Origin of the sequence: Microbulbifer sp. MI-G (assembly GCF_030440425.1) — a bacterium.
GTDB lineage: Bacteria > Pseudomonadota > Gammaproteobacteria > Pseudomonadales > Cellvibrionaceae > Microbulbifer > Microbulbifer spongiae.
Genome location: NZ_CP098023.1, coordinates 147,375 through 169,765, shown reverse-complemented (window position 1 = coordinate 169,765; position 22,391 = coordinate 147,375). Strand labels below are relative to the sequence as shown.

Here is a 22,391-nt window from a genome sequence, read left to right as displayed (position 1 = left end):
CAGGCAGGGACAACTCCAGACCTGGCATGGGCTAAAACTGCACTTGAATTCCGCACGCTCTCCTGCAATTCCCAGAAGATCCCGAGATAAAAAAAGCCCTCTGCTGGGGCTTTCTTTTTTCTTCTTTTTGGCGGTTTTTCCACCCAATCATTCTTCGTGGGGGCGCGCAATAGTACTTCTATGCCACTGTATTTTCAATATTTTGCAGATTATTAATCTGCCAAGTTAAATCAAGCCAGATTTATCTCCTTCTTCGATCATTTGCCGTTATTCACTTCTCACACTGCGTATCATATCCGGAGAATCATCACCTCACCCCACAGTTCTTTAGCGCTTCTATCACTTTTTCCCTCGGTGTGTCATCGGCCACCCTGGCTTCGCCGAGCGACTTCAGTACCACCAGGCGCAACCTCCCATTCACCACTTTCTTGTCTAGCTCCATGGCTTGCAGAAAGTCGACAACGGTCATCTCCGCGGGCGGCCGTTGTGGGAGCCGGGCCTTGCGCAATAGACTCCGCAGTCGCTCGAGCAGGTTGTTGTTGATACTCCCACACAGCAGTGACAGCTCCAGTGCCAGGACCATACCAGCCGCAACCGCCTCACCGTGGAGCCAGACACCGTAGCCCTGCACCGTTTCAATCGCGTGGCCGAAGGTATGGCCAAAGTTCAATATGGCACGACGTCCGGACTCACGCTCGTCACTGGCGACCACGGCCGCCTTATCCCGGCAGCAACGATCAACGGCATAGGCCAGGATGGCTGCATCGCGTTGCAACAGGGCATCCATATTGGCTTCGAGCCAATGAAAAAACGGCGCGTCACAGATCAAGCCGTATTTGATAACCTCGGCTACACCGGCGGAAAATTCCCTGTCGGGCAGGGTGGCGAGGGTATCCGTATCCGCCAATACCAGGCGAGGCTGGTAAAAGGCGCCGATCATATTCTTCCCCAATGGGTGATTAACGCCGGTTTTACCGCCGACAGAGGAATCCACGAGCGCGAGCAGAGTCGTGGGTACCTGGATAAAATCCACCCCGCGCTGGTAACAGGCAGCGGCAAAACCACACATATCCCCAACCACACCGCCGCCAAGAGCGATCAGAGTGGTGGTGCGGTTGTGGCGTTTCTCCAGGAGAACATCGAAGATACGGTTAACGGTATTCAGGGTTTTGTATGATTCGCCGTCGGGCAACTCGACAACATCCACCTTATCGAAGCCGGGCAGGCCATCGAGCAGTCGGGCTAGATACAGGGGTGCAACCGTTTCATTGGTTACCACACAGACCTGACGCCCGCGGATAGAGGGCAACAAATACTGAGCGTCTCCGAGGAGTCTCGAGCCGATGATAATGGGGTAGCTGCGCGCTCCCAGCGCTACATTCAAGCTGTGCATGGTGCTCTCCTTCTCCCAGTTCGCATCTGACGCCGCAACGGGGAATTAAATGAGGCCCACTGTAGCACAGAGTGCCCAAGGCATTATTGGCAGAGAAAGTCTTGCAGACGTTCAGCCACCAACTCGGCGGCCTGTTTGGGATTTAAGTGATCGGTAGTGCAGATGACGTCTGCCACCTCGCGGTAGAGAGGCTCTCGCTCCCGCAGTATCTCTTCAATACGCTTGCGCGGATCGGGGACATACAGGAGTGGTCGATTGGCATTTTTTGACGTGCGTTCGAGCAGCTGTTCCACACCGGCTTGCAGATAGACGACGTGGCCGCACTGTTGCAGCTTGTGTCGGTTCTCCGCCAGCAGTACTATGCCACCGCCTGTGCCAATCACCTGGCAAACCCCGCGGCACAGTTCCTCAAGCACGTCACTTTCTCGCCGACGAAATCCCGCCTCCCCTTCCACGTCGAAGATCCAGGGAATATCTGCCCCTGTGCGCTCTTCCAGCACCTTGTCGGTATCGGCAAACGGCAACCGCAGTTGGGCCGCCAGTAATTTACCGATAGTAGACTTGCCCGCCCCCATGGGGCCGACTAAAAAAATGGAGCGGTTGATCACTTCGCAAAAAATGTCTCGTCTTCCATAATACGCGGTGTAATGAACATCAGTATCTCGCGTTTGTCATCCGTCCGAATAGTCCTCTTGAACAAGTTACCCAGGTAGGGGATGTCGCCCAGGAAAGGAATCTTGCTTTCCCCCTCAAGCACATTACTCTCAAAAATTCCACCCAGGACTATCGTCTCGCCATTGCGGACCAGCACTTTTGTCTCCAGAGAATTCACATTGATCGAGGGCACCTGACCGCCGCCACTTACGTCGACAAGCTCGCCAATACTGTTCTGGTCAATTCTCAACGCCATAATAATATTGTTGTCCGGGGTGATTTGCGGCACAACCTTCAACTGCAGCACCGCTTCGCGAAAGGTGATAGCGGAAGCTCCCGAGGAAGTGGCCTCCTGATAGGGAATCTCTACGCCCGATTGAAGATTGGCCTCCTGCTTGTCTCCCGTCACCACCTTTGGCTGGGAGACTATCTCAGCCATACCGGTTTCTTCCAGAGCAGACAGCTCCAAGCCAAGGTAGAAGTCTCTTTTTAAGATGGCATAGGCGATGCTACCTGCGGGATTGCTTACCCCCAAATCCACCAGTAAAGGATCAAAGTCTCCTTCTAGGGCACCAAGGGTGGTTTCCTCCTTTAAATTCAGGCTGCCAGAGCCAACCCCCAGAGCATCATCACTGAGTACATGATCCCCCACATAATCCCACTTGACCCCCAGTTGGCGGGTAAAATCACTGTTTGCGGTAACAATACGGGCCTCGATCATTACCTGGCGGATCGGGACATCAATGGCCTCGATCAACTCGCGAAATTGAGCGATCTTATCTTCTGTGTCCGTGAGAATGATCGTGTTTGTACGCTCATCGACAATCGCACTGCCACGCGGGGACAATATACTGGCTTTATTGCTATCGTCGCTGTTGCCACCGGCAAAGCCCCCCTGCCCCTGGCTCTCTCCTTGCTCGCCGGAAAACAACTTGAAGAGCTCACCGGCATCGGCATAGCGGACATGGATATATTCTGTGCGTAGCGGTGCCAACTCCCGCAACTGCCTGCGTGTCTCGAGTTCCTGCCGCTCCCGTTCGGCAATCTCTGCAGCCGGTGCCACCATGATGACACTGCCTTCCTGGCGCTTGTCCAGACCTTTTGCCTTTAGAATCAGGTCCAAGGCCTGATCCCAGGGGACACCATCCAGACGCAGGGTGATACGCCCCTGCACGGTGTCGCTTGCCACCAGATTGAGGTCGGTAAAATCGGCAAAGATCTGCAGAACCGAACGTACCTCTATATCCTGAAAACTCAGTGATACTTTCTTGCCGGAAAATTCAAACGCCTTTTCTTTTTCACGAACTTCCGCAGCCGTCAGCGGTTTCACGCTCAGCACATACTCAGTATCCGCCTGATAGGCAAGATAATCATATTCGATATCTGCCGGATCAATAGCAACGACGGTGTTTCGCCCATCGTGATCAACCCTAATTGAATTCACTGGGGTCGCGAAATCCGTTACGTCCAGGCGCTGGCGCAAAGAATCCGGCAACTCGGCATTGAGAAACGTGAGGTATATTTTGCCCTTGGTACGCTCAACATCAATGTTCACGGCCGGATCAGACAGGCTGATAATCACTTTCCCCTCACCGGTCTCGCCGCGGCGAAAATCGATATTGCTGATAGCCACTCTGCCAGACGTGAGGAACTGTTGATCACCACTCAAATTGGCACCGCGATCGTGGGGATTCGGGGTGACAGGGGCGGCCACTGTGGCCCCTGTCGCCGAATCGGCGCCGATGTCCAGTACCAGTTGATTACCTTCGCGCGCACTGGTATACACCGGCAACTGGTCCAGGTTGACAATCAGGCGCGTGCGGCCCTCGCTGGAAACGATCACCGCACTGCGGGCGCCTCCTATCCCCAGGGGGTATTTTTTTCTCGGCAAAACACTCTCAACACCGGCGAAGTCCATCACAATGCGCGCTGGTTTCTCGATTGTGTACCCTGTGGGCTCGGGCGGTACGTCGTTAAATGTCAGGCGCAATTGCACTCGACTACCGGGCAGCTCGGAAAACTGGATATCAGTCAGTTGATTCACCTGGGCCTGCAGGGCAGCAGGAAGTATCAACAAAACGAGCAGTAGTAGCCGGTACGGGGCCAAACATTTGGCGAACTGCTTATTGATCATTATCCGTTGTCCCTCTCTTTCAACGTCAGTGCCCGCGGCCTCTCAATCCAGCCGCCGGTGCCATCCGGTACAATTTCCAGTACGTCGACTTGTGAAGCCGTGGCATTCACCACGCGCCCATGGTTCTTCCCCATGTAGTTGCCGACGGTAATCCGGTGGATACCGCCGGCGCCATCATCAATCAAAGCCCAGAGCTGCCCGTCGCGGGACAGTGTGCCCACCATCGACAGGGCATCGAAGTTGACTCTTTCCAACAGCTCCCGCTGCCGATTCATATCCGGTGCGATATCGAGCTTGCGCCCCACCAGCCTCTGCTCCGACTCCAGCACCGGGCGAACAAAAGGGCTGCGTCGGGCTGCAGTACTGTACACATAGGGGCTATACGGCGTAAAAGTCGGTATCGGCTCCATCTGACCCCGGGGCCGCCGCTCTACTTCGGCCATTCTCTCGCGCAAGTCACTGTAGTCCGTATTCAGGCTACATCCCGAAACCATCAGGAGAGTAACGGCGAGGACGATATACCTAATCACCCCTCTTCCTCCTGGTCTTTATAGCGATATGTCTTGGCGTTGATGACCATACTCAGAAGGCCTGCGCCATCCCGATTGGTGGTGATTTCATAGTCGTGGAGTGTGACGATACGCGGCATGCCGGCAATACCACTGACAAAGGCGCCAAATTCATGGTAGCCCCCTTGAACCTCTATACGAATTGGAAGCTCCACATAGAATTCGCCCACCAATTCGTCTTCCAGTGCCACTTTTTCAATAGTAAGGCCACTGCCGCGACCATACTCGTCAATGTCCTCCAGCAGGCCCGGCACCTCGGTATCCTGCGGCAGCTGTTTGAGCAAGGCACCAAAATTCTCTTTGATTTCGACAAGCTGTGCACGATAGGCCTCCAGGTTTTCCGCTTCAAACTGTTTGCGCTCAAATTGAACAAATAATTCCTGCTCTTTTTTTGCAGCGATTTCCAGCTTGCTGTACAGGTCGCCAATCCAGACGTAATACCCAAGTCCTATCAACCCTGCCGCGACCAGGCTCAAAAGCGCAACACGCCCAGGCAGCGGCCAGACGCCCACACGACTGAAATCGATATCATTAATATCGAGATTCTTCAGTTGTTCTAGTGTATCCCCCAATGCCATGATCAGATTCCTTCAATTGTCTGCATCGGCTTGTTCACTGTCCTTTTTACGCCCACTCAGGTTGATTCCGAGCTGAAAAGCGCTCGCCTGCTCCCCAAACGCAGGACTTGCCGTGACATCCGTGAGTATGGGTGAGTCATACCAGTCTGATTGGTCCAGGTTGCGCATAAAGGATGAGACCCGATTGTTGGATTCCGCGACACCAGAAAGGGCCAAGCTATTGCCCTTACGCACAAGAGAAGTCAGCCATAGCCCCTCTGGTGTAGCCTGCACCAGCTCATCGAAATAGCGCACAGCCAGGGGGCGGTTGCCCTGCAACTCCTGGATTACCCGCATGCGATCAATCAGCTCTTGGCGGTGCTTTTTCAATTCCTTGATTTCCGCGACCTGTTTATTCAGAGCGTTGATCCTCACCTGCAGGATCTGGTTGCGCGCTTTCTGGCGATCAACCTGCTGATCCACAGTTTCCATCCAAAGAAATACAGACACCGCTGCCGCCATCACAACCAGCAGGGCAATCTGCTGAAATTCTTTTTGCTTCTGGGCCCGGTATTCCTGGCGCCAGGGGAGCAGGTTAATCTTGGCCATATCAGTATTCCTTTTCCCGCATCGCCAGGCCTGCGGCAATCAGCAGGGCCGGAGCCTCTCTGCCCAGCGCCTTGTGATTGACCCTGGAGGAGATACTCATCCCCGCAAACGGGTTAGCGATTAACGTGGGCTTGCCCAGTTTCTCGCCAACCAGTTCAGACAAGCCTTCCATGGCCGCAACACCGCCGCAGAGCAGGATGTAATCGACATCACTGTAGGAAGTTGAAGAGTAAAAGAACTGCAGAGAACGGGTGATTTGCTGAATCACCGCGTCGCGGAAAGGTTCCAGCACCTCAGTGTGATAATCGTCCGGCAGTCCGCTACCGCCCTGGTGTTTCGCCAGGGCAGCCTCTTCCGATGACAGGCCGTAACGGCGCTGTATTTCATCGGTAAGTTGACGCCCACCGAAAAGTTGCTCACGGGTATAAACGGTCTTGCCATCCACCAAAATGGACAGAGCACTCATAGTGGCGCCAATATCCACAACAGCGGCAACCAGTTGCTCCTGTGGTGGCAATTGTCCTTCCAAAAGAGTATATATACGCTCTATGGCATAGGCTTCCACATCAACCACACCGGCTTCCAATTCGGCTTCTGCAAGCGCGGAAACGCGCTGATCAATGTTTTCGCTTCGGCATGCTGCCAGCAGAACCTCCACCTGATCATCGCCTTTCTCAGAAGGACCCTGCACTTCGAAATCCAGACTGACTTCTTCGAGGGGGTAGGGAATATACTGGTCTGCCTCCAGTGCAATCCGCGCCTCCAAGTCTTCATCGGAGAGATCCGCGGGCATTTCCAGCGTTTTGGTAATCACCGCCGAACCGGAAACGGCCACGGCGGCTTGACGCAGGCGGGTTTTGGATCGGCGCACCACCTTGCGGATAGCCTCAGCGGCAGCCCCGATATCGTTGATGTTTTTGTCCACCACCGCATTGGGAGGCAGGGGCTCCACGGCGTAACCCTCCACTCGATATTTATCACCATTGCGACTCAGCTCCAGCAATTTCACCGCAGTAGAGCTAATATCGAGCCCCAGCATGGCCTTTTGGCCTTTATTCAGAAAAGGGAAAATCCCCATTTTTCTTATCTTTTCCGTGGGTTATAAGAGTTTGATGTTATAGCACTTTAAATTACCCCTTCAACCGGCATTTGCATAGGTAATAGCGCACAATATTCGTATAATTATTCATCGGACCCAACAAATGAAGTACACAGAAGCCATTTCATGACCGCAAAAGTCCAAAACCGCCTGCTGGGGCTGCTCTGGCTCTGCCTCGCCGGCCTGTCGGCTAGCGCCATGGTGCTCGCCAGCATTTACCTCTACCTGAAGCCGGGGCTGCCCTCCATTGAAAGTTTGCGGGATATTCGCCTGCAGACACCCCTGCGGGTCTATTCACAGGATATGAAACTGATTGGCGAATTCGGGGAAAAACGGCGCAGCCCGATTACCATCGAGCAAACACCCGAGCCCTTTATCCAGGCCATTCTCGCCGCCGAGGATGCGAGCTTTTACTCCCATAACGGCGTCTCCATCAAAGGGCTGATCCGGGCCGCCTCCCAACTGATACAAACCGGTGCCATTCAGTCCGGTGGCAGCACCCTGACGATGCAAGTGGCACGCAACTTCTTTTTGAGCCGCGAGCAGCGCTTTATACGCAAATTCAATGAAATCCTGCTTTCCCTACAGATAGAGCGCGAACTCACGAAGGACGAGATCCTGACGCTGTACATTAACAAGATTTTTCTGGGTAACCGCGCCTACGGTTTCCAGGCGGCCGCCCAAGTCTACTATGGGCGCGATATCAAGGCACTCAACCTGGCCCAGTGGGCCATGATGGCGGGACTGCCGAAGGCCCCTTCCACCTTCAATCCCATTGCCAATCCAACCCGTGCACTGGTGCGCCGCAACTGGATTCTGAAGCGTATGCTGGATCTGGGGTATATCGACCAGGATGCCTACAAACACTCCATCACCGCCCCGGTCACTGCCCGCTATCACAGTCGGGACCTGGACCTGGATGCCCCTTACATTGCCGAAATGGCTCGCAAGGAGGCCGTGGCACTGTTTGGCGATAGCGCCTATACCGATGGCTATCAGGTGGTTACAACCGTGGATAGCCGCCTTCAGGATGCGGCGCGAAAGGCCCTGCAACACGGGCTCGAAACCTACGATACCCGCCACGGCTACCGCGGCCCTGAGCAGCGTTTGCCGCCAGAACTATTGCACGATAGTGACCAGCTGATTGATCTGCTCAATGAAATTCCTGTGCTCGGCGGCCTCGAGCCCGCTGTGGTCACTGCCGTGGAGCCCAGGCAGCTTCAGGTGCAGTTGCGGGATCGACGGGTAGTGGAGATTCCCTGGCGCAACGGGCTCAATGCCATTCGTCCCTACATCTCCGAGAGTGCCCGGGGCCCGCGCCTGCAATCCGCTGAAAAAATGTTTGCACCGGGCGATGTGGTGCGCCTGCGCCACATTGTCTTGACCCCCCGTAAAAACGCCAGCCATACCGCCTCGAACCCAACCGACGAGGAAATTCCCAACCCGGATCCATTTGCCGATCCCGATGAAAGCGATTCAGAGCTCTCGGAAGCGCAGGTCACCGAGGAGTGGGCGTTAGCCCAGGTGCCGGCAGCTCAGGGAGCGCTGGTTTCCATCGACCCCAAAGACGGTGCCATACGCGCTCTGGTTGGCGGCTACGATTTCCGTCAGAGCCACTTCAATCGGGTGACTCAGGCAGCGCGACAGCCAGGCTCAAGTTTCAAGCCCTTTATTTACGCCTCCGCCATTGAACGGGGCTATACGGCTGCCAGTATGATCAACGATGCGCCGATTATTTTTGAAGAAACCAACCTGCAGGATGTGTGGCGCCCCGAGAATGATGGCGGCACCTTTCTCGGGCCAACCCGCTTGCGTACGGCGCTGTATAAATCACGTAACATGGTTTCCATCCGCCTGCTACAGGCCCTTGGGCTCGATTATGCCCTTGGCTTTATTGAAGGCTTCGGGTTCGAACGCAGCAAGCTCGCGCGCAACCTGACCATTGCCCTGGGCAGTTCTGCGCTCACTCCCCTTGACATGGTGCGCGGCTATGCCGCCTTTGCCAACGGCGGCTACCGGGTGGAACCCTATCTGGTGGACCGGGTTTTGGATGTCAATGGCGAGGTACTCTACCAGGCACTGCCTCTCACCGTGTGTACTGACTGCCCCGAACCCGGTATCGATGCCCAGGGTTTCAAGGAGGAGCCGCTTGACCTGGCAGCTTGGCAACAGGCTGAGGAAGGCCCTGATCAGGGCAAGGGGCCCGTTAAGTTGAACGTGTTGCCGGTAGGGCCCCTGGACCCTGCAAAGAACCAGGCGCGTCCCCTGGCCCCACGCGCCATGACCGTGGAAACCACCTACATCATGGATTCCATCCTCAAGGATGTCATCAAGAAAGGAACCGGGCGCCGCGCCCTCGTGATGAAACGCGGCGATATCGCCGGTAAGACCGGCACGACCAATGGCCCCCGGGATGCATGGTTCTCCGGATACAGCCCATACCTGGCTACCAGTGCCTGGGTGGGCTTCGACTCCTATGGGGAACTCGGCAAGAATGAGTACGGTGGCTCCGCCGCGCTACCTATCTGGATCGAATTTATGTCCGCAGCTCTCAAGGGCCTGCCGGAGCGCCACCTGCCCCAACCCGACAATATCATGACCGTGCGTATCAACCCTAAGAATGGCTTGCGCACTTCCTATGGCGGCATGTTCGAGATTTTCCGAACCAATCGTGTACCCGGGCGGGAGGTCTATAACCCCTACCGCCACAGATATACCGACGACGATAGGGATATGCCCGGACGGGAACGGCCGGTTGAATCCCTGCCCGAGGAACTGTTTTAAGCCTCCCAGAGCGCCTTTAAATAGCTCTGGGCAGTCTATGGCTGAATGTTCACGGGGGGAATTTGCGCTGTCATGCAGGAGATATGGCTTCCTATTATTGCCACTGGGCCGGCCAGAAAGGCACCACAGCCTTTACAGGATACCCAGAGCGCAAGCCGGGCTCACTATGGCCTTACCAATGCATTCTCTGCACGGGATACCTAGGGTCTCAAAACAGTTCCATAGGCAGTGTGTTTAGCGAGGGAATCTGTAGGGTAAACTCACGGTTCGCCACGTTTGCACCATCTCTTTGGCACTGTTTCCCTGTACACAGGGAAAGGCAGGCTGCCGCCCGCCTGAACCGGACACCTTGTCACTCCGTCCTGCGGTATTTTAGACAGGCACACTCCAGCCCCTGTAAATCGGGTATGACAGCCTCCTCCCCAGAGAGGGCAACGTGCATTAGTTCGCCGGGGTTCAGGCATTGCTCACGCAGCGCCAGTTCTTCCGGGGTTACACGGACTAGGCGTGGAGTCCCCCGTAGTACAAGCGCGAAATATGGCAGGTCGCCATCGGGATTGCCACTGCTCAGAACAGCGATGCGCCCATTCTCCGAGATATCGTCGAGGGAATCACCGCGCATCACATCAAAAGACAACAGCGGCAGGCGTTGCTCACGCCAGATAAGGTCCCCCAGATACCATTCAGGCGTATCGCACACAGCCACCGGAGTCTGCATCGCAATGATTTCGGAGAGACTGTCTACGGGTACCAGCATCTGCCCCTGCTGCAGGGGCAGCAACAGACTGCTTACCTCAGGGGGGACATCCACCGGTAGGGCTTCAACTTCACGCATTGCTACCTCTTGTGTTCAGGCTCTCTCTTGGGCGCAGGCAACCTCATCTGCCAACAGCTGAAGTTCCCGCATACTCGCGAATGGTTTCCAGCAATACGTCTTCCTGGTAGGGCTTGCCCAGATAGTGGTTCACACCTAGCGACATGGCGTGATCGCGATGCTTGCTACCGGTACGGGATGTGACCATCACAATGGGGATATCCCGCAGTCGACTGCTGGAGCGAATATGCCGCGCCACCTCGAAACCATCCATACGCGGCATCTCGATATCCAGCAGGATGAGGTCGGGGATCTTGTCTTGCAACTGGATCACTGCATCCTGGCCATCCTTGGCGGTATTGACGAGGTAGCCTTCGCGTTCAAGGAAGCGGGTGGTCACCTTGCGCACGGTGACTGAATCATCCACCACCATCACTGTCTGCTGGTGCTCTTCCGTCTCCCGCTTCGGCGTCGTCTGCAACTGTAATTGTGGCATTGCCGGGCGCGCCAGCTGGGTGGCCTGTCGACGCAGCAGGGCGTGGGCGTCGAGGATCACCACCACGGTGCCGTCGCCAGTTACCGTTGCCCCGGATACCCCCTGTACGCCGGCAAACTGCGGCCCCAGACTCTTCACCACGATCTCACGGCTGCCGCGGATAGCATCCACCTGCAGCGCCATGGCATGGCCCTCGGAACGCACCAGCAGAACCGGCAACTGCATATCGTCGACACTGAGTTTTGGCTGGGCACCCGATTTGAGCAAAGTGCCGAAATAACAGACCTCATAGCGATCACCGGCATACTCAAAGCGGGCGTCGCCGGTGCGATAGTAATGCTCCAGTTCGAAGGGGCTGAGACGTACGATGCCCTCAATGGTATTCAGGGGCAAGGCAAACAGGTCCTCACCGATTTTTACCATCAGCGCGCGATTGACAGACACGGTAAACGGCAGACGCACGACAAACTCGGTACCCGCTCCCGCCTGGGAATTGATATGCACGCCGCCACCAATCTGCTTCAGCTCTGCAGAAACCACATCCATACCCACCCCACGACCGGAAATCTGGGTCACTTTTTCCGCAGTGGTAAAGCCCGCCTGCAGGATAAACTGCAGTATCTCATTATTGGACAGCTCTGCGTCCGGGCGCATCAGGCCATTTTCCACGGCTTTTTCCCGCACCTTTATCAGATCGACGCCGGCACCGTCATCGCAGATGGTCAGCACCACCTCACTGCCCTCGCGCGTCAGAGCGACCTCAATTCGACCGCGCTCGGGCTTGCCCGCAGCGAGACGCGCCTTCGGCACTTCGATGCCGTGGTCCACCGCGTTGCGCAGCATGTGCTCCAGCGGTGCCACCATGCGCTCAAGCATGGACCGGTCCAACTCCCCTTCAACATTGGAGAACACCAGATCTACCTGCTTGCCGAGTTCTGCACTCACCTGTCGCACGATCCTGCGAAGGCGTGGCACCAGGCGGGAGAAGGGCACCATGCGGCTGCGCATCAGGCCCTCCTGCAGTTCCGTATTTACCCGCGACTGTTGCAGCAGCAGGGTCTCGGTATCCCGCGCTTTGTTATCGAGGGTGGAGCGAAGCTCCATCAGGTCAGAAGTGGATTCCAACAGGGAGCGGGACAACTGCTGGATGGAGGAGTAGCGATCCATTTCCAGCGGATCGAAGTTACCGTCCTGCTCAGCGAGCTGTTCGTGCCGAAACAGGATCTGCGCCTCGGTTTCCCTATCCAGGCGGCGCAACTGCTCATTGAGCCTCACCAGGGTTGAATCCATTTCGTCGAGCGCCAGTCCGAACTCACTCATCTGCTCTTCGAGCCGACCGCGTGAAATGGCGGTCTCGCCGGCTAGGTTCACCAGTTCTTCCAACAGCTCAGCGGCGACGCGGACCATTTCCTGGGGCTGGTTTCTGGCGGGACCCGCTACCTCATCCGAGCCCTCCGACTTGCGGATAAACGGCAGTATGTTGCCACTGCCCTGGACAACTTCCCGTTGCGCTGGACAATCAGAGGGCTCATTCTCCTTCAGCCCTTCTGTGGATAAGGATTGCGGTGCACTCACCCCTGACCGAGCGTCAGCGGTAACATCTTCGGCGGCTTGTGCCAGTTCCAGGACCACAGCCTCGCTCTCCGTCGTTTCGGCAGCACGCCCTCGGGGATCCTGATCGGCCCAGTCGGCGACCAGCAATTGCACAAAGGCTTCCGATTGTTTTCCGGACATCCAGGCGCGCACAGTTTCAACGCCGTCGGCAATACGGTCGTGGATACCGTGGGCACCGGCAAAAAACTGCCGAGATGGCTGAATGTCATCCCGCATTTGCTCAATCACGGTTTCAAATCGGTGGGCCACTTCGCCAAGCCCTATAAGGCCAGCCATGCGCGCACCGCCTTTAAAGGTATGCAGCACCCGCTTGAGCGCTTCCGCCTGTTTCCGGTCTTCCGGTGCATCTTCCCAGTTTTGGATCAAGGCCTCCAACTCGTCGGCAAGATCAACCGCTTCCTCCATAAAGACGTCGACAACATCGGGATCGATTTCTGCGAGCAGGTTTTCTTGCTCAGCGCCTACCTCCTGGCGATACCCGGCGGCACTGACTTCCGCCACCGATGATGACTCAACAGGGGTTGCCTCAGGTTCGCTTGTCTCCGCTGTATGCACCCCGAGTGTGGCATCTGCAGACTGTTGCGGCCCATGCTCCGGCACCGCTGTCACCTGTAGCCCTGAAAGCGCAGCGGGCGCTTTTTGCACCCCTTCACTGGTGCTGTCTGCCACCGCCTTTTCAACTCCGTGCGCAGGCCCACATTCAACGGCGGTATCGCGGGACTGCTCCAGCGTCTGCACAATGCCGAATTCTGGGCCGTTAATACCCAGTTCACTCAGATCGTAATCCTCCTCGGGCACTTCGGTGACCGCCACACCTTGTGCCAGGTAACGCAGTGCCTCCCCGACAGCCTCACTCACCTCCGGCAAATCCTGCGCAGCGGCGACAGCATCAACCAGGTCCAGCAGTTCATTGTGCCCCTGTTCCAAGGACGCCCACAGCGCCGGCTCACCTTCAAGCTGACCGGAAAGTACCCTGTGGTAGACACCCAAGAGTAACTGGGAAAGCTCCGCCAGAGTCTGCAGTTGAGCGTGACTGGCCGCTTCCTGTAAAACCTTGAGTTCTTCGGCAACGAGGGTGACCTGGGACTTGTCGGCGGGATTGGCACGCCAATGATTCAGCACTTGGTCGGCATCCAGCAAAACTCGCATTCCGTCGGCCATCAGTACCGCGAGCAGTTCCGGGTCCACCGCCCTGGGCTCGTTGGCCTCGCGCTCGCGGATCAAGTGGCCAACAGAGCGCTCCTGCAGCTCGGCCACTCGGGCGAGGAACTGCTCAGATCTTCCAATGCCCAACGGTTTCCCAGCACGGATCTGGGCCAACACCTGACGTACATAGCTGGCCCCATCATTGATCAATTCCAGTATGTCGCCGTCAATCGGCACTTGATAAATACGCAACTCTTTGGCGAATCGTTCCAGCGGCGCCATCAATTCGGCGACCACGTTAACTTCCGCCATATGAGCAGAGCCTTTCAGGGTGTGCAGCGCCCGATGCAAAGGATCGCTGGGCACTCCGTAAACCGGCGCAGCGGTACGCATATCCTCAATGAATCCGCCCACCACCGCCAAGTGGGTCTCCGCCTCCTGAGCAAAGATCTCCCAGAGTTGTGCCCGATCCTCCCCATTGTCCTCCTCTACGGGGCTCTGAACTCTGCCGGCGCTCTGCATTTCCAGTTCCGCGGGGATACGCCCATGGCTGAGCTGCTCTGCCCAGGCTTGCAGCTGCAAGGTTTGCTGCTGATCCGGATCACCCCGACCGCCGCGAAAGGCCTCGATCATAGAGGGCAGTTTCTCGCAGACCCGCTCGACCAACCGCACATGGGCACCCTGGGGTTTCACACTGTCATCGATAATGCGGTTGAGCATGTTCTCCACCGCCCAGGCCAGCTCGCCGATATCCAGTGCCTCGACCATGCGGCCCGACCCCTTTAGGGTGTGGAAACCGCGGCGAAATTCCACCAGGGCACCCACATTGGCAAAATCGACCGCCCAATCGGGGAAGTAATTGCGAATATGGGCGAGAACTTCACCGGCCTCTTCGAGAAATATTTCTACAATCTCTTCATCGATCAGGCCCTCGTCATCACCGGTCGATGCCTGTACCCCTGTTAATTTCTCAGGCGACTCCAAGGCCGGTCCGATGTGGGTATTCGCTTCCGGCGCGATGGGCGTCTCTTCATCCATTGGTATCGGTTTACCAATCGCATCTTCCAATGCCGGAGCGGATACATGTAAAGGCTTGGGAGAATGCTCACCGCTCAGTAATCCATGCGCCTTTTCTGTAGCCGGCACCCCATCGCCTGCGGAAAGGGCATGTGCACCCTCAGTGTTATTGTCAGCCGCAATAGGGTTCTTATTGGGTACTTCATCCCGCTCAAAGAACCTCAGGGGCTCAGCAGGGGTTTCCATGCTCTCCGCCTTTGCGGAGGTGAAGGGAGTACCTCCCCCTGCAGGCTCCGCTGCAGGACTGGACTCATGCTCTATTTCACCTTCGGCTTTCCCAGCCTCGGTACACTCCGTATCAAATAGTGCAAAAGCCTCTCTATCCCCACCAACAGCTTCGTTCTCCGGTACTGCTTCATCTGTGGAATCGGCGCTCTCGGGGGGATTCCGCCTCTCCCCACTGAGGGGAAAGCCCAGATTGGCGACACTGTCTTCGGCCAATGCCAGTAGCATCTCGGCATCCTCAAGACCCTCGCAGCGGCGCTCGAGATAATATTCAACACTGGTAATGGCATCGGCCAGGGTATCCAGCATGTGCCACTCGGGCTGCTCGGCCTTCTCGATCAGGGACTTCCCGATATAGTGCTTACAGGCGGCGATTATTTCGCTGGCGCGCCGATAGCCCACCATTTCCAAGCCACCACAGACTTCCTGCAGGCGCTGTGGCACCCGGCTCAGGTAACTAATGTCCCAGTGACTGGCGACATACTCCATCACCGCCTCTTTAACTGCCTCCAACCCCAGGTGCGCCTCACGCCGAACCGAATCTGTAGCATCGCCCATAATCGGCTGTTCATCATCAACCCGTTTATTGCGATCGATATTGGCCGCCAGGGCGGAATTCAGTTGTACCAGCTCGCCGGCGGCGCGCATCAGATACTCCTCAACATCGCTGCCACGGGAGGCATCGCGCAAATATCCGTATATGTCGCGGGCACGAGCGCGCTGCGTCTCAAGCCCGAGCACGCCGAGGGTATCCGCAACCCGTTTGACCACCACCGCAATTTCGCTCAATGGCGGTTGTTCACTCGCAGCGCTGCTCGGCTCCAGGGCTTCGCGCACCCATTGAAGCTCTTCGCGCAGAGCGGTGATCGCGGTGCCGAGAGCCTCGGGGCCCATTGCCAGCACATCCTCGGTATCGGGCCGAGGTGTGCCCGGAACCGCTCTGTCCAGGCCAAAACGCAGGTACAGATCGTGGCAACGCGGACCGTTGGGACCGGCCAGGTAGACGTAGAAAAGCAGGTTGCGCAGGAAATCTGCATCAAGGCGTGCATCCAGTACCCTGGCACCGTGGCCCTGCAGCAGGCGGAACTCCACATCGACCCTGCGCAGCAGGTGGCGCAGGGCGGGCTGTACACTGAGCCGATGCTCACCGATGGCTTCAAAGATGCCCAGCAGAACCGCCCATAGGGACTCGCGCACACTGCCGCGGTAAAGCAACTGCATCTTTTCAACAATTTTGTTCAGGTAGGCCAGGCTCTCACCGCTGTTCACATCCCGAATCAGGCCTGCCGCAGCGACGTGATACATCTTTCTCAGTTTGGTGACCAGCTCCTGCAGTTTCGCACTGTCCGCGGTCAGCGGCTGGCGCTTGCCGGTGACCTGCTCCAGAGGGGAAAGGTCGGGAGAAAAAAGCGCACCTTCTGTGATCAGACGCTCACGACGCACCGCACGCAAGTCGTTGAGAAGAGGCAGCAGGAGCACCGCATTGTCCCGACGCTGGAAAGAGACTTTTTCCAGGTACAGGGGCAACTCCAACAGCGCGCGCATAAGAAACTCACGGGTCTCTTCCGTATTTTCGATACCACCACTGGCTAACGCCTGAACCAGTTGTTCCATCTCCTCAGCCAGCATGGCGGCACCGGAAAGCTGTGCCATATGCAGGCTGCCGTGTACCTGATGGACCAGAGACAGACAGTTTTGCAACAGTGGTGCACCGGCATCTGGATCGTCAGCAAATGTCTCGAGCAGTTGACGCGCCTGCGCCATGGTCTCGTTGATTTCACCGATCAGCCAATCCAGGGCCAGGAAGTTTGGATTGTCGTGATTCACGCCAAGTCCCCAATTTTTCATTCTCTATGCAGGCGCAATACTCCGATGCGAGCCGGCTTCCATGATGATCACGAAAGCCTCACGCGCGCCCCTGTCCACGAGGTCATCTTAAAACAACGCCAGATGGTCCTTTTAGTCAGGCCAACGCCCGCCCTTCGCGAGCCCCCAAAGCAGCGGGCTCTTCACTTTCGATCGTGAAACTGTCCACATCCATTTCGGGTAATTCCACGTCATACGACTCACTGCTGACTTCGAGGCTTTCCTCCTGGGGCAGTTTGAAGCCGGCAACGGAATCGCGCAGTGCGTTGGCCGTTTGCGCCAGGTTACCAATGGACTGCGCCGTTGCCTGAGTACCTGCCGAGGTCTGGGAGGTAATTTCCTGGATCACGTTCATCGTATTGGAAATATGGCCGGCAGAGGAAGCCTGTTGGCGAGCGGCATTGGAGATGTTCTGAATCAGAGAGGCCAAGTTACCGGATACGTTTTCGATCTCCTCCAGGGCGACACCTGCGTCCTGGGCCAGTCGGGCTCCACGCACCACCTCCGTGGTGGTTTGCTCCATGGAGATGACCGCTTCATTGGTGTCGGACTGAATGGCTTTCACCAGGCCTTCTATTTGTTTGGTTGCAGCGGCAGAGCGCTCCGCCAGTCGCTGTACTTCATCCGCAACCACCGCAAAACCCCGGCCAGCGTCACCGGCCATACTCGCCTGGATGGCGGCGTTTAATGCGAGGATATTGGTCTGGTCAGCAATGTCATTAATCAGGCTTACGATATCACCAATCTCCTGGGACGACTCCCCAAGCCGTTTAATTCGCTTGGAAGTATCCTGTATCTGCTCACGGATGTTGTCCATCCCCTTGATGGTGTTCTGTACCACCTTGGCCCCGTTACTGGCGATATGTACCGAGCGCTCTGCCACCTGAGCAGATTCGGAGGCGTTGGCAGACACCTGGTCAATGGTAACCGCCATTTCATTCACCGCAGCGGAGGCCCCGGCAATTTCCTGTGCCTGATGCTCAGAGGCCTCGGCGAGGTGCAAAGCGGTCTGCTGGGTTTCCTGGGACAGGCCGGACACTTCCTGAGCGGCGCCGTTGATCCGCGATACCAGCACGCGCAACTGGTCAATAGTAAAGTTGATAGAGTCAGCAATCGCACCGGTAAAGGCCTCGGTTACTGTGGCAGAAGTGGTCAAATCCCCATCGGCAAGATCCGCCAACTCGTCTAACAGTTGCATAATGGCCTGCTGGTTGCGCTCGTTGGTATCCGCTTCCTGCAGCAGATTGCGGCGTGTACCGGAGATGACCATTCCCATCATGACGAAAATCAGCAATACAAAGGCCGCTGCCAGAATCGCAATGGTCATATTGTTTGGCTGGCGTTCATTCGAGAGATTCACGATGCGGTCATTCAGCGCGTTCAGGGCTTCTAGTAACTGCGGTGAGGAGGCGATAATGCCATCGGAGGCCTGGCGCGTGGCAAACAGAGCCGGGGTCGCCTCAAAGATTTCCCGTACCGAAGAGCTTACAAACTCAAACAATTCCGTAATTTCATCCAGGGAGCGGCGCGCTTCATCGTCGGTAACCTGGGAAATACCCATCACCACATCACCACTTTTCATACCGTCTACGACCTTACCAAAAAGACTCGCATCGGTATTGAACTGGTCCGCAGCGGCTTCGGCGTCATCGCCACCCTGCAACATCTTGTCGATATTCCGGCCTATCCGTTCCGCGCGCCAAACTTGTAGCAGTGCCTGCTCCACCTGATTGGCCGGGGCGTTGTTAGCCAGCAGGATCTCAACAATATTGTTGTGTTCCGCCTGCAATTCGGGAAGAGAGGCGCTCAGCGTGGTGGCAACGTCATTCAGGAAGATAATGGTTTCCTTGTTGCCGAGAATGGTGTCCACCTGCTCTCGTAACTTGCGCCACACCTGCCCATAGGCAGCCAGCTCGGCTTCGAGTGTGCGGCGGCTACCTGTATCCATTTGCTGCAACTGGTTCCAGGCGTTGGCCATCTGCCCGGACACTTTCTCTAGCTCGACAAACGCTTCCTCATCACCTGAGGTAGCGGCCGGTGCATAGGAAACCACCTGATAAGAGAGTGCGCGCAATTCCGCCACTTGCTGCAGGTATTCTTTATCGCGATCGCTGCGGGTCTGTACCAGATAGATACTGACGACCAGTCCCGCCAGTACGGCGAGTACCAGCAGGCCCAAACCCAACGCGGCAGGGTTACTGCGCAACGCGGAAAAGGAACTCTGGGAGCCTGTTTTCATAGTTCACTCCTAGCGGGCCCGGGTATCAGGCCAGATTAGTACCACTTGACTTCTAACACATTTACAACAACCGCCTGCAGCCGGTGTTCATCACTGCACCGCCCGCTGACCATTCCCGGCGCTGTCAATAAAGTGAGGCGCCGGCAAACTGAGCTTGGATTCTCTATTGAAGGGCTACATCCATAAAACGGCCATCTTTGAGCAGGGCCCGCATATCGAACACCAGCCATCGGTCCCTCTGCAAAATAAACTGGCCCTGCACCATGGGTGCAAATGACTCAATCAAATCCGTTGGCGCTTCCCGGGCATATTCATACGCCAGGTGTTGCATTCCGTGCAATCTGTCCACAATCAAACCCACATAGGTTTTTTCGCGTTCAAGCGCCAACACCCGGCGCTGCTGTCGCGGACCGGTAAGATGGCCACCGTAAAAAGCGGCGAGATCAATCAGGGGTAACAGGCGGCCACGTACATTAGATACCCCTTTCACCCAGGGCTGAACGCCCGGGATGAAGGTGTATTGCGGCACTTCGAGCAGTTCCACAACATCATCCATGGAGGCGACGAAATTATGCTCGAGAATGGAGAAACCAACCCCACTCCAGTACGGCTTGATTTCCCGGCGTGCGGGCAGGCCATTGGACTGCGCCCTGGCACGCCGCGCAATATCAATCAGGGCCAAATAAGGTATTGTTGACTGCACACTGAAGCAGCTGGCCGTCAGGCCAACACCTCCCCAATCGCGCTCAACAGCTTGCCCTCGTCCACAGGCTTGGTTAGATAAGCCCTGGCACCCTGGCGCATGCCCCAGACCCGATCTGTGTCCTGATCTTTGGTAGTCACAATAATAATTGGGATGCCCGAGGTACTGCTGTCCTTGCTCAGTTGGCGGGTGGCCTGGAAGCCATTCAGACCGGGCATCACAATATCCATTAAAATAAGATCCGGGCACTGCGCTCGCGCGACATCAACACCGTTTTCGCCGTTGGGGGCTGTGATTACCACGTGTCCGTTTTTTTCCAAAATTGTAGTCAATTTGTGTGTTTCAGTAGGAGAGTCATCCACTATTAATACTTTTGCCATCATTATTCCCCATGACATCTTATAATCGGCTCATCGGCAGCTGAACGACCGCGTTTGACGGTTTGCTTGTTACTTTCTTGTTAGCATGCCCAAGTTTGCACTGGCTATCAGCTGCTTCCCGGCCAACACATTTCCCAGGTCCCCATAAACAAGGGAATATGTACGCAATTCCGAACCAGCCTCTGTCTGTTTTTCAGAGCACCACCTGGTACCGGCCACTCACTTTCTTTGTTAGCGACAACGCTCAGGCTGCGTGATGTGGCTTGGCATGGGCTGAGATCGCACCCAACAATTCACTTTTACTAAACGGTTTGGTTAAATATTGATCGCATCCGACAACACGCCCCTTTGCCTTATCGAACAAACCATCCTTACTCGACAACATAACGACAGGAGTAGAGCGAAATTCACTGTTATTTTTAATCAGGGCACAGGTTTGATAACCATCTAGGCGCGGCATCATGATATCGACGAAAATAACATCCGGGCGAGAGTCCGCGATTTTCGCCAGCGCATCAAAGCCATCCGTTGCGGTAACGACCGTACAACCCGCCTTCTGCAGCAGTGTTTCGGCAGTGCGACGAATTGTCTTACTGTCGTCGATCACCATAACAGTCAGACTTTCCCAGTTAAGCTCCATAGTTTTTTTGACTCCCCTGTTTACTTATTGCCGGGCACGCGAAAACGTATTCTTGCACCCTCGGTGAACCACATAGGGGGTCTGGGTGTCTCGCCTAGCCAAAATCGCACACTGGAGGAACTTTTATCACAGAACCCCAGGTTAATCTACCAGACTCGACAAACCCCTGGCGATGCGGTTCAAATTATCACCACTTTGGTCTTGAACCCAGTACAGCGTGTTAAAGTTGCACCCTGGTGAAGCTGCTTTTACCGTATCCACCCTACAAAGTCGGAAGCGGCAGCCTACACTGAGCCACAACCACCACAGCGCGGGGTAGCGCTATCCCGCCAGAAACGGAAACCCCTATGAATTACTCCCTCGGTGTAGTGATGGACCCCATCGCCCAGATCAATGTTAAAAAAGATACAACACTTGCACTGTTACAGGCCGCACAAGACAGTGGTTTCCAGCTGTTTTATTTCGAACAGACCGATCTGTACCTGGATAATGGTCGCGCCACCGGCAGCGGACGGCCACTGCGGGTTTTTGATGACACCGAGCGCTGGTTTGCCCTGGACGAGCCCAGGGAGGTACTTCTAGGGGAGTTGGACACCTTCTTGATGCGTGTCGACCCCCCTTTTGATAACGAATATATCTATTCCACTTACATCCTCGAAGCGGCAGAGCGCGAGGGCACACTGGTCGTCAACAAGCCCCAGTCCCTGCGCGACTGCAACGAAAAAATTTTCGCAACCAGTTTCCCACAGTGCTCCCCGCCAGTACTGGTAAGCCGGGATATGCCCAAGTTGCGGATGTTTCACCAGACACACAGGGACGTTATCTTCAAACCCCTGGACGGTATGGGAGGCGCGGGAGTTTTTCATTGCAAACCCGACGGTGCCAATCTCGGGGCAATACTGGAGATGCTCACCGGACACGGTCGCCGGCAAATTATGGCGCAGCGCTATATCCCAGAAATCAAGGATGGCGACAAACGTATTCTGGTCATTGATGGACAGGCGGTTCCCTATTGTCTTGCACGCATTCCTGTAGGCGGAGAAACCCGTGGCAATCTGGCCGCAGGTGGACGCGGTGAAGCGCGCCCACTAAATGATCGCGATCGGTGGATTGTCGAGCAGGTCGCACCCACGCTGAAAGAGAGAGGACTGCTGTTTGTCGGTCTGGACGTCATCGGGGATTACCTCACCGAAATCAATGTCACCAGCCCAACCTGTGTGCGCGAAATCGATGCAGCCTATGACACCAAGATCGGCATGCGACTAATGCACGCGATCACACTTCGCTTGGCACAAACAGGGTAAACTGGGGCGCTTCGAATGCAACCCTGGTCGCTTGCCGATCAGTGGGCCACAGACTACCGGTTAAAGGGCTTGGCGCAACAGATAGTAA

General features: G+C 56.1%; 15 protein-coding genes. 2 read left to right on the top strand and 13 right to left on the bottom strand.

Annotation, left to right across the window (positions count from 1 at the left end):
* Positions 1-307: 307 nt before the first annotated feature.
* The 7 genes from aroB to M8T91_RS00730 all read right to left on the bottom strand — a co-directional run bounded on the left by aroB (position 308) and on the right by M8T91_RS00730 (position 6,994).
* Positions 308-1,393 carry a 3-dehydroquinate synthase gene (aroB, locus tag M8T91_RS00760; RefSeq protein WP_301415849.1) on the bottom strand — a complete coding sequence of 362 codons (1,086 nt, stop codon included), beginning with the start codon at positions 1,391-1,393 and terminating at the stop codon, positions 308-310.
* Positions 1,394-1,476: 83 nt separating this feature from the next.
* Complete coding sequence (aroK, locus tag M8T91_RS00755) at positions 1,477-1,998, bottom strand: shikimate kinase AroK (protein WP_301419163.1); 522 nt, start codon at positions 1,996-1,998, stop codon at positions 1,477-1,479.
* Complete coding sequence (locus tag M8T91_RS00750; RefSeq protein WP_436970312.1) at positions 1,998-4,181, bottom strand: type IV pilus secretin PilQ; 2,184 nt, start codon at positions 4,179-4,181, stop codon at positions 1,998-2,000. Before M8T91_RS00750 ends, aroK begins: the two co-directional genes overlap by 1 nt.
* Entirely contained in the window at positions 4,181-4,711 is a 531-nt protein-coding gene (locus M8T91_RS00745; protein ID WP_301415845.1) for a pilus assembly protein PilP, read from the bottom strand. The genes M8T91_RS00750 and M8T91_RS00745 overlap by 1 nt, the downstream gene beginning before the upstream one ends.
* The gene (locus M8T91_RS00740) at positions 4,708-5,328 is read right to left on the bottom strand and encodes a type IV pilus inner membrane component PilO (RefSeq protein WP_301415843.1); all 621 of its coding nucleotides are present in this window, start codon (positions 5,326-5,328) and stop codon (positions 4,708-4,710) included. Before M8T91_RS00740 ends, M8T91_RS00745 begins: the two co-directional genes overlap by 4 nt.
* Positions 5,329-5,340: 12 nt before the next feature.
* The gene (locus M8T91_RS00735) at positions 5,341-5,916 is read right to left on the bottom strand and encodes a PilN domain-containing protein (RefSeq protein WP_301415841.1); all 576 of its coding nucleotides are present in this window, start codon (positions 5,914-5,916) and stop codon (positions 5,341-5,343) included.
* Between the two features lies 1 nt (position 5,917).
* Positions 5,918-6,994: a pilus assembly protein PilM gene (locus tag M8T91_RS00730; protein ID WP_301415839.1), complete on the bottom strand. Its 1,077-nt coding sequence runs from the start codon at positions 6,992-6,994 to the stop codon at positions 5,918-5,920.
* Positions 6,995-7,141: 147 nt separating this feature from the next.
* Between M8T91_RS00730 and M8T91_RS00725 the strand changes: the two genes are divergently transcribed.
* On the top strand, positions 7,142-9,799 hold the full coding sequence (locus M8T91_RS00725) for a penicillin-binding protein 1A (RefSeq protein ID WP_301415837.1): 2,658 nt from the start codon (positions 7,142-7,144) through the stop codon (positions 9,797-9,799).
* Positions 9,800-10,151: 352 nt separating this feature from the next.
* On the opposite strand, the gene M8T91_RS00720 is transcribed toward M8T91_RS00725, so the two are convergent.
* The 6 genes from M8T91_RS00720 to pilG form a co-directional block, all read right to left on the bottom strand.
* Positions 10,152-10,634: a chemotaxis protein CheW gene (locus M8T91_RS00720; RefSeq protein ID WP_301415835.1), complete on the bottom strand. Its 483-nt coding sequence runs from the start codon at positions 10,632-10,634 to the stop codon at positions 10,152-10,154.
* Between the two features lie 43 nt (positions 10,635-10,677).
* Complete coding sequence (locus M8T91_RS00715) at positions 10,678-17,019, bottom strand: Hpt domain-containing protein (RefSeq protein ID WP_301415833.1); 6,342 nt, start codon at positions 17,017-17,019, stop codon at positions 10,678-10,680.
* Between the two features lie 115 nt (positions 17,020-17,134).
* On the bottom strand, positions 17,135-19,276 hold the full coding sequence (locus M8T91_RS00710) for a methyl-accepting chemotaxis protein (protein ID WP_301415831.1): 2,142 nt from the start codon (positions 19,274-19,276) through the stop codon (positions 17,135-17,137).
* A 163-nt stretch (positions 19,277-19,439) separates the two neighbouring features.
* Entirely contained in the window at positions 19,440-19,979 is a 540-nt protein-coding gene (locus M8T91_RS00705) for a chemotaxis protein CheW (protein ID WP_301415829.1), read from the bottom strand.
* A gap of 17 nt (positions 19,980-19,996) precedes the next feature.
* Positions 19,997-20,359, bottom strand: coding sequence for a twitching motility response regulator PilH (pilH, locus tag M8T91_RS00700; protein WP_301419160.1), 363 nt, complete (start codon positions 20,357-20,359; stop codon positions 19,997-19,999).
* A gap of 244 nt (positions 20,360-20,603) precedes the next feature.
* Complete coding sequence (gene pilG, locus M8T91_RS00695) at positions 20,604-20,999, bottom strand: twitching motility response regulator PilG (RefSeq protein ID WP_020413651.1); 396 nt, start codon at positions 20,997-20,999, stop codon at positions 20,604-20,606.
* A 347-nt stretch (positions 21,000-21,346) separates the two neighbouring features.
* On the opposite strand from pilG, the gene gshB reads away from it, so the two are divergent.
* On the top strand, positions 21,347-22,303 hold the full coding sequence (gene gshB / locus M8T91_RS00690) for a glutathione synthase (protein ID WP_301415826.1): 957 nt from the start codon (positions 21,347-21,349) through the stop codon (positions 22,301-22,303).
* Positions 22,304-22,391 lie beyond the last annotated feature (88 nt).